Genomic DNA, 16,425 nt, shown 5'->3' with positions numbered 1-16,425 from the left:
GCCTTGTTGGATGCCTGGGCCGGCTTCCCGCCCTTGGTGTTCTGCAGGAGGAAGTCGAACTCCCCGGCTTTCAGGCCCCGGCCTTCCAGGTGCTTGGAGGCGGTGAGCCTGACCGTGGCCGGCTTGGCCTGGTAGGTGTTGGTGAAGGCCGCCGTGTCTATCTTCTTGCCCTTGCTGTCAGTCCACTGCGCCTTGGCGGTACGTTCTAACTGAGCTGCATCAGTTGTCAAAGTGATGGTCAGGATTGCAGTGCTCTGATCATACGTTAGGCCAGGAATGGAGCCGGTTTCCTGGTGTATACGATACTCGTAGCTGCCATCGTCGGGCAGAGCAGACACGTTGACGGGCACCTGGGCATTTTGGTTGTCGGCGTCTATGGTGATTTGGCTGGGCAACGCTGCGGACGGTGCGCCATTCAGGGGCTCGGCAGTTAACGTGAATGAGTCTGAGTTGAGCCAGTTCCTGCCTTGGATCTGTACTTTGACTCCTGCAGACACTTCATTGGTGTCTATTGTTCCTGTCAGGCCGCAGTTGTTGAAATCCAGGGATTGGCTGGCTGTGTCCACCATATCCTCGGCCTTCTGGAACTTAATATCCTTGATGACGGCGCCTTTCATGGTTCCGTTCTCCAGTATGTCGCTGGCTGAGGAGTTTTCGCTCGGGCTGGCCCCGCTGGCCTTTTGGATTGTTGTAGTCAGGTGGGTCCAGTTCGTATTCGGAGCGGGGTCGAACCGCAGGTGGAATTGCCCTGCCGGTATATTGGTCAGTTCGTACTTGCCCTGGGAATCAGATTTTGTGCTCAGATCATCATGTGGGGTGACGACCGACTTGGCGGGCTTGTCGTCAGTATCGTTGAGCAGGGTCACTTTGACATCTTTAAGCAGAATATCGTCCGAAGAGCGGGTGCCGTCCCCATCGACGTCGTACCATACGATGCCACTGATGGAACGTTGAACAACCATGGCCTGAGCCGGCATTTGGTTCAGTGCATTGCCCCAGCGATTCCGATAGAGGTCGCCTGAGGAGTTGTTTCCGGGATTTATATGGAAAGTAATGTCATAGCGGAATTGGTTGGGCTGCCCATCGATGATGAAGGCCCAGGCCACCACGTTTTCAGGCATTTTCACTTCGCCACTTGTTGTGTTGAAGTCAGCCTCGTCCCAAGAGAGGTATTCCTGGGATTGTATGGAACTCGTGTCATTGACCCGCCATCGAGAATCTGTGGTGTAGCGGATGGTGATTCCGCTCAGACTAGCCCCCGCCGAAGCTTTTACGTTCATATCGGCAAAAGTGGGTTCCCCGTGGAAGTCGGGTTTGCCGCTTGTCTGTTTGTACGGCATGATGTCGATGGCATAGTGATGCTGCTTGCCACTGCCTGAGGTGCTGCTCAGCATGTTGGTGAAGCCGATTGGTGCACCGACTTCATTAGTGTCCTGTACGGCCGAGGTGGAAAGGGTGGTTGTATTGGTCCGCCAAGCGTGGATGGTGAAGGAATCGGCAGTCTTCAAGTATGTGTTGGGCTGGGACATATTCTGTTTTGACTGAACTGTGGCAGAGGTCGTCAGGTCTTCGTTGGAGCCGATGTCTTTGTTAGGGTCAGTCAGGTCACCCAGGGAGGTGGAGAAGTGGATGACGCGGTTGTTGCCGTCCACAGGGATGTTGGTCAATGTCCAGGACAGAGTGGTGATTCCGGTTCCGGGGTCCGTGCTCACTGATGGCTCACAGGCGGTTCCGCCCTCTATGTGGCCCATTTCAGGCGTGGCTTCCGTATATGTGCCACCCAATCGGGCGCTGCCGGGGATGTAGTGGAGCTTTGCCGGTAGTTTGTCGGTGATGTACAGTTCGGTTTGGGCGCCCTTGTTGGCTTGGGAAGCTGAAGTGCCGGTGTTGATGGTTAGTCGCCAGTCAACGAACCGTTGATCGCTGTCTATGTCAAAGTATTCTTTGGGTTCGGAATTGGTGCTTGTTTGTGCCACGGCGTTGGAGATGGTGTTGGTTTCGCCGGCTACATAGAGGCTGTCCCCGTGTTCATTGCCGCCGGTGTCTCCGCCCAGGTAACCGTTTATTTGGTCATAGCTGGCCTTGGTATAGCCTCCGACCGACGTGGCTAAGACGGGAGGTTTGATTTTGGCCAGCTCGTAGGGGTTCTGTTGCTTGGCCCAGTCCTCCCATTCCTGATCGCTGGAGTTCTCGGGGCTTAACCCGGCCATAGCTGCTAATTGGCTGCGGGTGAAAGTGCGCGAAACTGATGTCAGCTGGGCTACCGAACTTACTTTGGCATCGGGGAGGACGTTGATCACAAATCCGCCGAAGCCGAATCGGGAATTCTCTTCGGCAAACTTGGAGGGCGCGGCGGTGTGCCCGCCCAGCAGCATGCCTACAACCGTGCCATGCTCCTTTGCATCCTTCTGCGTGCTATAAAAGTTCAGATCCTCTATGTCGGCATTGGCTTGCTCAGTGTCGTTTTTCCAGTCCTTGCCGTCGGGTTTGGTGGCGTACATGACCAGTTCCTGTGACGGGTGTTGATCGCTCGTTGGCTCGTATTGATCGTATTTGCCGTTCTGCCAGATGCCATTGACCCAGGGAATATTCAGACCTGCGGGGTCCGGTAGTCCAACTACCTTTGGGTCGATCTTGACCAAGGACATTCCCAGCAGAGGCAGATCGGCCTTGCTGGTTTTGAAGTTGAAGCCGGCCGTTACCCGCACTTGGGTCCCTGCGACTGCTGAGTCGGTCCCCCGTAGGTTGTCAGGAGCAGTCCACCACCCGCAGTCCACGCCGTCATCAAAAAAGTTAGGAGCCGTCATGCAACTGTACTGAATGATGTTGCTGATGCCTGCCTTTATTGTGTTGGAGCCTAGCGCGAAGATGACGTTGTGCCACATGTCATCGGACTGGTCGGCTTGGTTTGACGTGTCCGTGGGGCCGGTGGCAGAGGGTAAAGACTGGTTTGATAGCGATTTCGCACTCAGGTTGCCGTCGTCGACCTTGCTCTGCAAGCTGAGACCGGTCTGTCCATAGTAGTTGGCCACGTCCTTGCCGTCGACAGTGGAGGGGTTGAAGACATATAGGTAACCAGTGGAGATTTCGGCCACTTCCTGTCGCGTGCAGTCAGTCGAGGCCAGGGCAGTCGTGCACCTGGCGTCTGGTGCATAGGTGTGTCCTAGGTAGGGGAAGGGGTCGTTGGTTTTATAGTCCTTCAAAGTCAGGTCCAGCCTGAGGCCCTGGCTGTTGCGCTGTTCAGCCACGGTGTATTGACCATTGCCTTGGACTTGGTCCTTCCCAGCCGTGCCACCCGTGGATCGGGCATAGCCATAGTTGCTGAGAGTGGGTCTCCAGCCCTGATCGCCGGTGTTGCGTCCGCTGTTGTTGAAGTCGCCGTCGATGGTGCCGATGTCCCAGAAGTAGGGTTGCAGATCCGCTATCTTCGGGTAGGCATCTCCGCCAGCGGTCTGCCACAAATTGCTCAGTGACAGGGAAAAGGTAATGGGGCCAGTGGGAACATCCAGACCCTTGAGGCCCTTGGTCCGATCGGGCCAACGCATGTCAACGGCCCAGTTGAACTTGCTGATGATCCCCTTGCGCTTACCCAGCTCATGGTTGGGGTAATTGCTGGCGGCTGGGGTGTTGAAGTCGAATGTTTGGTTGCCGGAGCCTTCATTGGTTCCGCCAGTGATTCGCAGGTTCAGATTAAGCTTGGCCGACACAGTGACCTGATCGGATGTGGCTGAAGCAGGATCGGTCTTGGTGGTGGTATTCGGAGCGCCCCAGGCTTGGACCTCGGGGGCGAATTTGCTGCCATTGGGCATGCTTCGGACCCGAAGGACCAGAGTGACGCTGGAGGATCCCGGAATAACGGTAGGCAAATTCTGTGGGGCGGTGAGTAGCCTGTAAACGGTAAGCACCTGTGTCGGATGACCGTCGATAGTCTCTGTAGTTTGCTTTGGCTGGTATTCCGGCGTAGTGTCCACCCAGCCCATGGAATTCACATCAAAGGTGACCTGGTCCTCAGGCTGGCTCAGTTTGAATTGGAAGCCTATTCGGCCTCGGCGATAGCTGGTGGTCTCGCTGCGGGTATTTACGGCAAAAGAGTAGGTGTAGGACACCTTATCGAAAGTGCGCACTATGTCATTGTCTGCATCGTGGTCGTCGCCGGGGTTGTTGTCGTTGTCGAAAGGAGCCGTGCCGGTGGAGCGGGATGCCTGGGACAGTGTGGTGACCACGGCGTCGTCGGTGTCCAGCATGTCCTTGATTGCCGATTTGGTGGTCGGCCCTGTGCTGGGTTGTATGGGTGCGGCCTGGTTCGGGGTGGCCGACTCCGACTTCTGAGTGGTTTGGGCTGCTCCGGACGCGGCGGTGCCTGACTGTGGAGTCGAGGTTTGGGTCGACGTGGACGATGTCTGCTGTGCTTGTGTCGTTGCAGATGTTGATGTGGAGGCGGTGGTCTGGGCATCAGCTGTCTGTCCACCATTGGCTATGGCCATAGTGGGTATTAACGTGGCCATAGCCAACAGGCCGGCCAGGACTTTTCCGCTCAAATTACCCTTTGCCACGTTTCTCCTTTTGAGCGCCGACGACCGACTGGGGCGTCGGGCCGGGGCATCCCCTTCAGATCATCCGGTCGACTGTCTACGATGGTTCTCGAGTCATTCGATACTAGCTTTACAGAATAGTATACAAAGTCATTGATTATAATTCCGCTATTGATATGCGCCTCCGGAGTAAAGGGTCAACTATGGACAGAACAGGGAGGTCTGCATGAGTGAACGGGATCATCATGAGCTCTCGTCTGCCGATTTTCCAGGTCACGGAATGCGAGAGCGGTCAGCTGTCTACGGGTTCTTCATCATCATGGGCATCGGTACCTCGGCTTGGATTTCTCGACTGCCAACAGTCAAGGCCAGCCTCGGTCTGCAGCCCTCGGGCCTGGCTCTGATGACCATTCTGGGCGGCTGCGGCGCTCTGGTCGGCATGCTGATCTCGGGTGTATTGACTGATCGGCTGGGAGTGCGCAGGGCCATGCTGCTGGCAGCCTCCACCTGGTGCCTGGGCATGGTAATCGCGGCACTGGCTGTCACTCTGCGCTCAGTGCCCGGGGTGGTTTTGGGACTGCTCTTCAATTCGGCGGGGATCAGCCTCTGGGGAACGGTCAACACCGTCGAGGCGGGTGCAGTGGAGCGCTTCTCCTCCCGGTCCATAATGCCGCGTTTTCATGCCTCATATAGCTTGGGCATGTTTCTTGCCTTGGGACTGGGCTCGCTCCTGTCTCATTTGGGGGTGGCCATAGGCGCGCACCTAGCAGTCAATGCGCTGGTCAGTCTGGCTCTGGTGATCGCCTGCGTTCTGCTCTGCCCGGCTCAGCCTCTAGGGGATTACAAGGGCGGCGCTGACGACCGACGTTCGGATCAGCAGGCGGGGTCGGAGTCAAAGCAATCGTCCGCCTTCGGCAAGCAGTTGGCTGCTTGGGGCGATGCACTGGTTCTCATGCTTGCCCTGATTAATGTGGCCCTGGAGGCCAGCGAGGGTGCTGTCAATGATTGGACCGGGATCGGCCTGGTCGATGCTTTTGGCGTCCCCGAGTCCCAAGCCGGTCTTGCTCCCACGATCTTCGCTGCAGCCATGATCGTCTCAAGGTTGCTGGGTACGCATCTGATCGAACGACTGGGGAACATGCGCTCGCTGGTCCTGACCCTTCTGGTCTCGGCTCTGGGCATCCTGGTCTATGCTCTTGCTCCCTCTTTCGTGTTGAGCCTTGTGGGCACTGGAATTTGGGGCGTCGGAGCTGCTCTGGGTGTACCTATCGTCACTACGCTGGCAACCAAGGATCCAGCCGTGGCAGCCCAGCGTGCTTCGGTCATCTCCACTGCCTACTACGGGGTCTCCTGGATCATTCCCCCGGCTATCGGGTTTTTGGCTGACCATACCGGTGTTAGGCCTGCTCTGCTGCCCTTGGCGCTCTTGCTGGCGGCGGTTACCCTCCTGGTGCCCACGGTGTCCAGGCTCACTCGGGAATAACACCCTTTGGTTGGCAAAACTCTGCCAACCGGTTGTCGGGCGAATACAAGAGATGGAGACCGGCAGTACGGTCTTTGGGCAGATACTCGGATTCAAACAGCCGTTCCCAGATATTGCCGTACACGTCTGTGAATTTTATGGCCACAGCAGCCAGTCGACACCGGCCCTGAGGGTCGTCATCAGGTCAAATGGATGCCCTTCCCTGCCAGATTCTCCAGGCACTCCTGCAGATAGGCTGCATCGTGCTCGGGATAGATGGGGTCCGTCAACGGCACTGCAGTTAAATCCTTGTATGGCGGGCAATGCCTGCCGCGGTAGAGCGGGTCATACCAGGTGGGATCAGGATGGTAGCCGCGCTCGCGCATCGTTGCCATGACCAGCAGATGAAATTGAAAGAGCTTGTATGGAGAGTGGAGAAAGACATAGTCAACGGTGGCATGCCGCCGTCCCCAGCCCAGTCCACGCAGAGCGGTGATCTCCCGATGCTGACCCAGCAGCTGCTGTCTGGGAAGCAGCCGAATCAGATCCTGATGCCACAGTCGCATGACGCCCCCCTCGTTGAGGGCATAAGTGAACCCCTCCTTCAGCCTAGCCGTTTGCATTGCTGTGAGGCGGACTGGCAGAAGAAGGGGGTTGGGCAATTCCTTACTGGAATTCCTTACTGGGCGATGAATCCACCGTCCACAACGAATTCGGCACCCAGCGCGAACTTGGATTCGTCGCTGGCCAGGTAGACGCAGATCTCGCCGATGTCCTGGGGCTCGCCGATGTGGCCCAGAGGTGTCAGCTTGCTCATCCTGTCTTCAAGGCTCTGGCTGATCAGAGGGGTCTTGATGAATCCAGGATGGACCGAGTTGATGCGAACACCGTAGTTGTTGTTGGCGGAATCCAGAGCGGCAGATTTGGTCAGCAGTCTGGTGCCGCCCTTGCTGGCGTTGTATGCTCCAGCCCGGCTCAGGCCCACAAAGCCCTCAATGGAGGAGATGTTGATGATGGAGCCGCCGCGGCCCTTCATCACCCTCATGCCATGCTTGGTGCCCAGGAAGGTTCCGTTCAGGTTAATGGCGATAACCTTTTTCCAGTCCTCGTAGCTTTCCTCGTCCATGGTGGCACCGCTGCCGCCTATACCAGCATTGTTGACCACGGTGGTCAGCTGGCCCAGCTCCTTTTCAACGGTGTCGATGGTGGAGACCCACTGGTCCTCGTCCGTCACGTCCAGGGTGTGGAAGACGACCTGCCCGGGGTGCTCCTGCATGAAGCTGCGGGAGGCATCGCTCTCCTTGATGTCGGTAAGGGCCACCTTGGCTCCCTCGCGGACGAAGCATTCGGCGACGCCCACGCCCATGCCGCCGGTTCCTCCGGTGATGATGGCTACCTTACCTTGTAGACGATCAGTCATATCCACTCCTTTATAGAGATGTGCTGTCATATTCCATCCTATGTGATGGCATGCCCATGTTGACGGCTGCTGAATGAGCTATCTCCGGATGACGCGGCTTCTATGGTCGGTATGTGGATTAGTGTTATTGCTTCGTTAAGTCTGCGTCCTGTAACTTGATGAGATTTTTTGACTACGAAGTGATGATTTATGACGCATATCAAGATAAAGCCAATTGTATTGTTCGCGATTTGGTTAAGAAGAAGGGCAGATATGTTTTAGTTAATAATGTATTCGCACTCATCTGTCTTTGCAACTTTGTGCCATATCATTGAAAAGCGGTAATACAGCAATTACTAAAAATGGTTTCATGCGTACAGGCTGCCTTTCCTACGGCCATCAACCAATGGAAGAGAGCCAGTTGCCAGAGCTACTACCATGATCAGCGCGCTTAAGGTGAACAGTATGGCATATCCATGTGGCCGGTCAATAATTATTCCCCAGAGGATCGCTGCGACGGCTGAGGCTGCGGAACCGGCCATCTGTATGCGGGCATAAATCTCCGTATAATCCAAGGTGCCGAAGACCGATCGCGTCAACAGAGGTGTTTCGACCGTCGTGCAGGCATATACGAATCCAAATCCGAAAGAACCGAGCAACAGCAGGATGCTGTGGGTGGGGAAAGCCCACATCAAAAAGATGCCTATTAGTCCGCTACTGATCCCAACTCCTAAACCAAGGACCACATTCCGGTCGTTGATGAATCCAAGTGTGATCTTGCCAATTGCTTGTCCGATCATGCAGGAGGAGGCGATTAGACCTGCCATGGCTGCCATGGAGGGAATGGATGCCGCATAGGAGGGCAGGAATTGGTAGACAGTCTGGTTCATGGTGATAAGTGCGCAGAATATCACCAAGGACCAGAAAGCCGGGGTACGCAGGGCCTGATGTGCTGTTATGCCCTTGTCCGTGGGTTTGGCTGCAGACTTATCTTCTTTTTTGTTAATCGCCTTATCCGTTTGAGTATTGACTGGGGAGCGATCAGCCCCATATGGTTGCAGACCCAGGTCCGATGGGTGTGAGCGAACGACGAATATGGTAAATGGAAGAGTGACGACCAGGATAATAATTCCAAAGGTCAAGTATCCACGTCGCCAACCGTTGGGTGCGGATTGGATGATCGAGTTGCCTAATTGGTTGAAAATAGCACCGCCTATACCTGTGAAGGCCATGCACAAACCTATATTGAATCCGATGCGCTTGCAGAACCATGCGTTGATCAAGGTGGGCACGGCTAGGTAAAGTACGGCCGGCATGCCCACGCCCATGACGAATCCACAGACGTAGAACTGCCAGATGGCTGTGGTACGGGACATTGCCAGACAGCCTAGACCCACCAAAAGAATGCTTGCGCTTAGCACAGCGCGCAGGTCAAATTTGCTCATCAGCCGTCCTGCTATAGGCAGGAAGAACACCATAGTGATGCTAAACAGGCTGAAGTAACCGGTGAACACAGCTTTGGGCACGTGGAAATATTGGCTGACAGGTGTGAAATATATTCCTGCGCAACTGCAAATCAGCGAGACTGGTACAGCGTTGAGTATGATGCCGGTCAAAACGATGAAGTACGGGTAGACGGCCTGCATCCGGGCAGATGATCGTGATGGTCGAGGCATGACCGCTGACCTTTCTTTCGCAGATAAGGGAAGAACAAATTACCAGGGATGATACCAGTATGTTGTTGCGGGATCTGCGATGAGGATGCCAATATGGGCACGAATTATCCTAATAGGATTTGTGAATGTCGAAGAGTGGCGAGAACTCAATAATCACCGTTTTGACGGCGGTATTGTATAGGAGTCATACCTATTTGATGTTTGAAGGTGTTGCATAGGATTGATATCGAGGAGAATCCGCACTGTTTGCGGATTTCGTCCAGGGAAAGATCGCTGTTGAGAAGTAGAAACTTGGCCACATCGATACGTGAAGCCGTGATATATGCGTGAGGTGTCAGACCTGTCTGCTTTTTGAAGATACGGATGAAGTGGTACTCGCTCATATATGCCCGTTCGGCCAGTGAACTCACCGTTAGCGACTGATTGAGATTATCGGCGATGTAGGCTATCGAATCATCGATGGTACGTGAACGCTTTGCTGTGACTCCCGGCTTGTTCTCTACGGCAAATTCTGTGAGCAGGTCGGTAATATGCCGAGCCATCTCCGGTTCGGAGTATCCACCCTGATCCGTGGCCATATCGTGGATTTCACGTAGCTGCGTCCGCGCGTATGAAGGGTTGCGAAGGGTGATTACATTTCCAAGTTTTGCTGTGATCAAATCATAATACGGTCGTGCTGTTATTCCGTCGAAGTGCATCCACAATACATCCGTTTTGGTGTCAGTCCCATAACGATGACGGGAATAGCAGTCAACGAGAACGAATTGATCAGCCACGGCCCGCAAATGACCTGCAGGCAGATCCAAATCCATGGATCCTGAGAGCACTAGCATGACGAGAAAACTGTCAAAGGAGCGGCGATCAAGGCGATAGCCGGGCTGGTAGCTGAACAGGCCAGACCTAAGCAGGTAAAGAAATGTACGCCGAGCTGTGGCCGAAGGAATCCGCATGACGAAGTCCGACTTGGCCAAGTCGATGAAGTGCTCGGCGGGTTTCATGATTGCTGTTCCTCTTTGTCCATATTCGTTAACGATATGTTATAAGTCTGTTCCTTAAGTGGGTAAGATAATGGCAGGAGCCGTGTGGCATGGTTCCTGCCATTATCAAAATGCCCGTGTAGGGTCCCGGTTTCAGTTCTCGCTCATGTCTTCTAGCGCCACGCCACTGGTCTCAGGCAGGGCCTTGGTGACCAGAAGGAAACCTACGACGCCGAAAAGGGCGAAGATCACATAGGACCAGCCCAAGCCAATCCCGTCACGCATGGAGGGGAACACCCAGTTGCAGGCGGCTGAAGCAATCCAGCAGAAGAAAGTCGCCACTGACACTCCTATGGCGCGAATGGAGTTTGGCAGTACTTCGGAGATGACGACCCACATGCCTGGTGCCCAGGTAGCGGAATAGCAGAACCAGAATACATTGGCTACGATCAGCAAGAACCAGGCCCAGCCGGTGGTCACATTCACTTCACCGTTGACCACCTTGCCGGTGAAGAATCCTACGGCCATAAGCGCAAGACCAATGGTCATGGTTACGGATCCAATCGTCAGCAGCTTGCGCCGACCGATCTTGTCGATGTAGGCCATGCCGATCATGGTGGCAATCAGAGCGAAGATTGTGCGAATGAACGACATATGCAATGCGCTTTGCTCGGAGAATCCGACCATCTGCCACATGGACGAATCGTAGAACATGATAACGTTCGTCCCTTGGAGTTGTTGCAGCATGGCTACTCCGATTGCCACCCACATGACCTTGCGCAGTCCGAAGCAATCGCCCCTCAGATCAGACAAGCGTGCCGGACGTTCGAGCATGGTTCCACGTATTTCCTGAACCTTGTCGTCGGGATCGGGTTCGCCGGTGATTTCGGAGAGGATAGTCCTGGCCTTCTCGTTCTGCCCTTTCATCACCAGATATCTCGGGGACTCCGGGAGCATCAGTGCCACCACGAACATAAGTATGCCCGGCAGAGCCATAGTCATCAGCATCCATCGCCAAGCCGCTAGACCCAGCCACCAGGTCTTTTCGGCACCGCCTGCGCCCATCGCATATAGATCATTGAGGCCTAAAGCTGCAATTTGTCCAAGAACGATGGCGAACTGTTGCATGGAACCTAGCATGCCGCGCAGATTCTGAGGAGCGATTTCCGAGATGTACGAAGGGCCGATGACAGAGGTGAAGCCGACTCCGATTCCTCCTAGGAATCTGAATATGAAGAACACCCAAACGTTGCTTGTCAGGCCCGATACCAGGGCGCAGGCCACGAAAAGTATGGATGCGCCGATAAGAACCTTGGTGCGACCGTAACGATCGGCGAGTTTGCCGGCAAACCAAGCTCCTACAGCGCAGCCGACGAGCGCCGATGAAACCGTGAATCCGGACATGAAGCCTGTGACGCCGAATCCGGAATCCGGACTGGTCAGTGCCTTGACGGCGCTGTTGATGACGGATGTGTCGTAGCCGAACATAAATCCGCCGACGGCAGCGGCAGCGCAAACGATAATGAGTTTGATCTTATTGCCGTTGGATAAGCCTTTTGCCGGCGGTATACCGGTTTTAGTTGGATGAGACATGTGAGAAACTTCTTTCTATCTTGTTGACGGGTCTCTGTTGTTTCAGGAGATGATGCTCGTTCGGTAGCAGATCCTGGCGGCAAAAATGTCGCCTGCTCTTAAGATGGGTTTTATGGGGTTGTCGCTGTTGATGGCGTTGGGTACAAATTCGCATTCAAGCGCTATGCCCTCCCTGGGCCCATAGCAGTGGCCATCCCTAGCTCGGGTGTTGCTCAGATAGTCACCGGTGTACATCTGGATTGCGGGCAGATCGGAAAAGACGTCGAGCCGAATGCCGGTTTTCGCGCTGGTTAGCGTGGCCATATGGTCGAACTCTCGAGGGCTTTTGTTGATCGGGTAGGCATGGTTGTAGCCGTGCCCAAGCCTGATCTGATCGAAAGTCGGATCGCGACGCTTACCGATGTTGCAGGGTTTCCTGAAATCCATCGGAGTATCGGCCACGGCCTGTCGAGAGCCTGTTGGGATGGCATCCTCACTGATGATGGGGCAGAACGTATCTGCATTTATCTGCAGTGTGTGATCCAGAATATTGCCAGATCCGTCGCCATCCAGGTTGAAGTAGGCATGATTGGTGAGATTGCATATGGTGTCTGCATCCGTGGCGCCTTCGAAGGTTATTTCGAGTCCGTCATCCTGAAGCCTGTAGCATACCGTGATCGACATGGCTCCTGGAAAGCCTTGATCGCCGTCTGGGGTATCCATCCTCAAGGTGACATGCCGGTCGTCGTACGAATCAGTCGTCCAAAGTCGGTGCTCGTAACCATCGGGGCCGCTGTGGTTGTTATTTTTGCCGTCGTTCGCTGCTAATCGGTATGTGCGTCCATTCAGCTGGAACTGAGCATTAGATATCCTGTTGGCATTGCGTCCGATGATGGCACCCAGACAACAGGTGTCAGCGCAATAGCTCGCTAAATCCGAGCACCCCAAGACGATTTGTCTAAGATCTCCGGCACTGTCCGGGGTGAGGAAAGAGACAAGCCGCGCTCCGTAATCGGTGATTGTTGCCGATTGTCCCTGTCCATTTTGGAGCCTAAATAGGTGTGCGGCTCTATCATCGTCTAATCTGCCGAATTCGTCGGCCGACATGTCCGCTGCCTTCATGCTGTCGCCTTAGTTGCAGCAGAACTGTTCATCAATATATGCCGATGGGACAGTTCGTCGCTAAATAGGTTGACCTGGATGTGGCTAGGATCTTCGGACATAGCTTTGGCAAGCAGATCCGACGCCTTTTGCGCCTTGCCCAATCCGATGTTGGCTAAAGCCATGACATACAAGCAATGAATGTGGTTCATTCTTGTGTAATCCTTGTCATAGATTACGAAGTCAGGAAGGGATACTGCGAAGTATTCTATAGCTGCTTGATCGTTCAGGTGCTGTTCGCCGAAGTCCAGCAGGCGGTAGAACCTGGCATTGGCAGGTCCGTGTTCACCTAGTGCATCATGAGCCAGACCCTGGTACAGGATCATTTCTGCAGGCTGGTCGTTATAGAACATTGCCCCCTTGACTTCGTCCGGTCCGATGGTCGCCTGACGGAATTGAGCCTTTGCTGCTTCATCATGACCCATGTGTGCTTCGACCAGGCCTAAGAGATAATGCAGATCGTTGTCTTTCTGCCCTTCGAGCTTGCCCTCGCCCAGATTTTCTGGATAGGACTGGGCCTTGGTCAGTAGATCCTTAGCTGTTTGCCAGTCTTTGGCGTTCATTGCGTCCTTTGCCATGAGCATCAGACTGATGCGGTATTGGGCTGTGATCTTCCCTTCTCCGCCTTCCCAAGGATGGAAATGCCGTTTGCCCATCAGTTCATAGGCTTCGCGATAATTGCCGGTCATGTTGAGCACTGTCAGATACTCGATGTACAAGTCATCGCGCTCCTGAACGGCGTTGAGATTGCGGCGGTATTCGACCAGACGCTGGCTGTAGGTCCATCCAAGCATCCGGCGGAGTTGATCCAGCTCCAGGAAAATGCTGGAATCTGTTGGGTCGAGGCTAAAGGCCTTTTCCATCTGCTCTAGGGCACTGGCTTCATCATGTCGCTTGTTATAGTATGCCAAGGATAAGTTGCGGTGGACCGTGGGGAAGTTCGGATCGTTCTGAGCACTGGTCTGCCACAGCTCGATAGCCCTGTCTGATTGGAGCTTGTCGTAATAAAGGCATCCCAGATAGTAAGGTGCCTTGGCCTTGGCGCCCATCTTCATCGCGGCCTGAAGGACCTGAATATCGTCCAAGGTGTTGGGGAAGCAGCAGTAGCTGTCGTCTTCCTCGCCTCTCAGAACAGCTTCCTTGGCTTGGTCAGGACGATTCATGGCTGCTAGGTAATAGCCTTTGTAGTAGTCCAGCATAGGATCCTGGCCTTTGGCTTGGCTTAGCATTGCCAGGGCTTCGTCGTAGGCTCCGAATGACGCATATTCGCGAGCTGCCTTGATGTGGTTCTTTGTGAATCCCCGGGTAAGGTCCAAATCGTGTTTGTTGCCTGTGGTCAGGTAGTGTTCGTAGCTTGAGACGAAGTCGAATGCATCCAAGGTGAGGTTTTTCTCCACCTGGCTGGCCGCCTCGTCTGTTCGGCCCAATTTACGCAACAAGTAGGCTTTGAGCCCTCTAGCCCTGATGTTCTCAGAGTTCTTCACCAGGCTTCTATTGACGAAGTCCAAGGATCGAGACCAGTTGCCGCGGCGTGCGCTGATTGCGGCGAGATAGAAGAAGCCCATTTCTTGTTGGGAATCATCCCAGGTCGACTTGTAAAAGGCATCGTAGGCCTGATCTTCCAGTCCCAGATACCAATTAGCCAGGCCGAGATTGAAGTACGGTTCTGAATCATAGGGGTTGGGGTTACGGCTGGTTATGCGGTCGATGGCCTTTTGGAAATGTTCCTTTGCTTTTTCGAACACGCCGCGTCGTAGCAGAAGCAGGCCATAGGCATTGTTGATCCTGGCATCGCCGGGATCACGTTGCAGTCCTTCCAGATAGTAGGGATCGGGACGATATGTGGCATGGCGGTATTGTTCAAGATGGGTGCCGATGAGGAATAGCTCCTCATTGGTGGCGACATCGCTCGGTTTGGGTGCAGCTTTTGCGGGGCTGGGCAGTTTGTCGATAGTATCCGGTTCCGGAGTGTAAGAGACGAGTTCCTTACCGGTGTCTTGGTCGGTGACCGATACGGTCATGTCTGTGGGAGCCGTCCCGTGAGTGTCGAACTCTTCAGCGAGGATATTGACGGGGCTCAGTAGAGTGGTTCGTTCGAGTAGGGTCTCGCCTTTACGATTCGTGACCTTGACCAGACCATGATCTATACGGTGCGTGGCGTACACGGTTACCCGGCCCTGCCCATCCGACAAGCCGCTGCCGTCGACGCCTTCGGTTTCTCCCGCGGCTTTCGCAGGATCAACAGGGCCAAACTCCATGTTCACAGCAGCATCTAATGTGGCGTTTTTAACCAGACCACAGGCTTTATACGGCATGAAATACTGGGTGAAACGTTTGGTTTCGAAAGGCTTGAGCCAGCTGAAATCCGGCTGGTTGTCAGTGAATACACCGGTCATGAGTTCGGCATAGGGCCCATTGTCATCGGTTAGGTTCCGATCCCAGGCATGTCCAAAATCACCGCTACCCCAGACCCACTGCTTCTTGCCGGGACTGATGTGGTGGTCGGCATAATGCAGAATGCCGGCTTGAGCTACGTAATCGTATCCGCCAACGAAGTCGTACTTGCTTCCAGCAGCCATGTAGGAGGTGGGAACGGGGACGTTCTTGTACCTACCAATGTCCACGCCTTCCGAATAGTCATGCTTGTAATAAGTGCCCGTAGCGATAGGATATCTGCTCACGTCGCGTTTGCCGTGATCCATCACCGCTGTTACATCCGGAGGCATGACCGTCTTGGTGTGGGCGTTGACAGATACGGCCGGGTTAGCCCACCAAAGGAAAGTCTGGGGAAGGCTTGTGCCATTGTAGAGATCTCCTGTGATGGCTATGTACGCCTTACCTGGATAGAGGGCGATTGTAGTGACGACCTCGGTGCCGTACATCTGGTCGACATCATGGCATTGGACTCCCTTGCCGCCATTGGCGAGGTCGACAAGACGGTAATCGACTGGACTGAAAGTAGTGGGGCGATGGTGCTGAGGCCAGTTAAATTCGATGCCTCCCGAGATCCACGGTCCCGTAAGGCCGACCAGTGCAGGCTTTATGACATCGTTTCGGTAGACGAAATCGTACCCGTTGGTCTTATCCTGGGCATATTGGATTCTGCCCCCTAGTTCGGGGAGCACCGTTACCTTGATATATTCATTCTCAATGATGACAGCTTTGTATGACTTGTCTTCCTTGGTGTCTTTGATAGAAGTGATTACCGGGTATGGATAGACCTTGCCCGAGGATCCCTGATAGACGCGTTTTTCAATAAATTGAGGATTCTTATCCGGTTTGCCGACTCCGTAGGTGGGAATGACCAAGGTGGTGTCCGAAATTTTGACCTGTCCGGTTGACGACATTACCTGCTCCTTTGTCTTTTAAGGTTATGTCTGGGGGAGTCGAGCGGCCCGAAGCAGCTCCGATGCTGTCTCCTTACGTCTCACACTAAGGCTGGATATTTGGGTTGCGACCAGTAAAATTGTCCTCTTATTTCGGATTCTTGCTCTTACTAGGAGGATTTGTGGCCTCGTGCCGGTTCGGTCTGTCGATTCTGAAATCACAGACTCTGATAGGTAAGTCACAGGCGGCCCACTTTTAACTTGCACTTCCAGCGGCTCGAGGTTGTACCATCAGGCCGATTGAAGATCAAGGAAAGGTG

The 16,425-nt window shown here is 54.4% G+C and carries 9 protein-coding genes; 1 reads left to right on the top strand and 8 read right to left on the bottom strand.

What is annotated here, in order from left to right:
- Positions 1-4,553 (bottom strand): Spy0128 family protein (locus tag LPC22_RS04890; RefSeq protein ID WP_284143463.1); only part of this gene is annotated, 4,553 nt, incomplete at its 3' end.
- Positions 4,554-4,758: 205 nt separating this feature from the next.
- On the opposite strand from LPC22_RS04890, the gene LPC22_RS04885 reads away from it, so the two are divergent.
- A complete protein-coding gene (locus tag LPC22_RS04885) occupies positions 4,759-6,015 on the top strand; it encodes an MFS transporter (RefSeq protein ID WP_229132824.1) in 1,257 nt (418 codons plus the stop codon).
- A 179-nt stretch (positions 6,016-6,194) separates the two neighbouring features.
- On the opposite strand, the gene LPC22_RS04880 is transcribed toward LPC22_RS04885, so the two are convergent.
- The 7 genes from LPC22_RS04880 to LPC22_RS04850 form a co-directional block, all read right to left on the bottom strand.
- On the bottom strand, positions 6,195-6,560 hold the full coding sequence (locus LPC22_RS04880) for a TIGR02328 family protein (protein WP_229132821.1): 366 nt from the start codon (positions 6,558-6,560) through the stop codon (positions 6,195-6,197).
- Positions 6,561-6,673: 113 nt separating this feature from the next.
- The gene (locus LPC22_RS04875; protein WP_024627771.1) at positions 6,674-7,414 is read right to left on the bottom strand and encodes an SDR family oxidoreductase; all 741 of its coding nucleotides are present in this window, start codon (positions 7,412-7,414) and stop codon (positions 6,674-6,676) included.
- Positions 7,415-7,761: 347 nt separating this feature from the next.
- Complete coding sequence (locus LPC22_RS04870) at positions 7,762-9,039, bottom strand: MFS transporter (RefSeq protein WP_229132819.1); 1,278 nt, start codon at positions 9,037-9,039, stop codon at positions 7,762-7,764.
- A 176-nt stretch (positions 9,040-9,215) separates the two neighbouring features.
- Positions 9,216-10,067 (bottom strand): AraC family transcriptional regulator, encoded by an 852-nt coding sequence (locus LPC22_RS04865; protein WP_229132817.1) that lies wholly within the window; start codon positions 10,065-10,067, stop codon positions 9,216-9,218.
- Positions 10,068-10,199: 132 nt separating this feature from the next.
- Positions 10,200-11,639, bottom strand: coding sequence for a sugar porter family MFS transporter (locus LPC22_RS04860; protein ID WP_229132815.1), 1,440 nt, complete (start codon positions 11,637-11,639; stop codon positions 10,200-10,202).
- 42 nt (positions 11,640-11,681) lie between these two features.
- Positions 11,682-12,740: an aldose epimerase family protein gene (locus LPC22_RS04855; RefSeq protein ID WP_229132811.1), complete on the bottom strand. Its 1,059-nt coding sequence runs from the start codon at positions 12,738-12,740 to the stop codon at positions 11,682-11,684.
- Complete coding sequence (locus tag LPC22_RS04850) at positions 12,737-16,126, bottom strand: DUF5107 domain-containing protein (RefSeq protein ID WP_229132809.1); 3,390 nt, start codon at positions 16,124-16,126, stop codon at positions 12,737-12,739. The genes LPC22_RS04855 and LPC22_RS04850 overlap by 4 nt, the downstream gene beginning before the upstream one ends.
- Positions 16,127-16,425: the final 299 nt, after the last annotated feature.

It is taken from the genome of Bifidobacterium mizhiense, assembly GCF_020884755.1.
GTDB lineage: Bacteria > Actinomycetota > Actinomycetes > Actinomycetales > Bifidobacteriaceae > Bombiscardovia > Bombiscardovia mizhiensis.
Note: the sequence above shows the minus strand (reverse complement) of the source record. Positions and strands in the feature narration are given on the sequence as shown.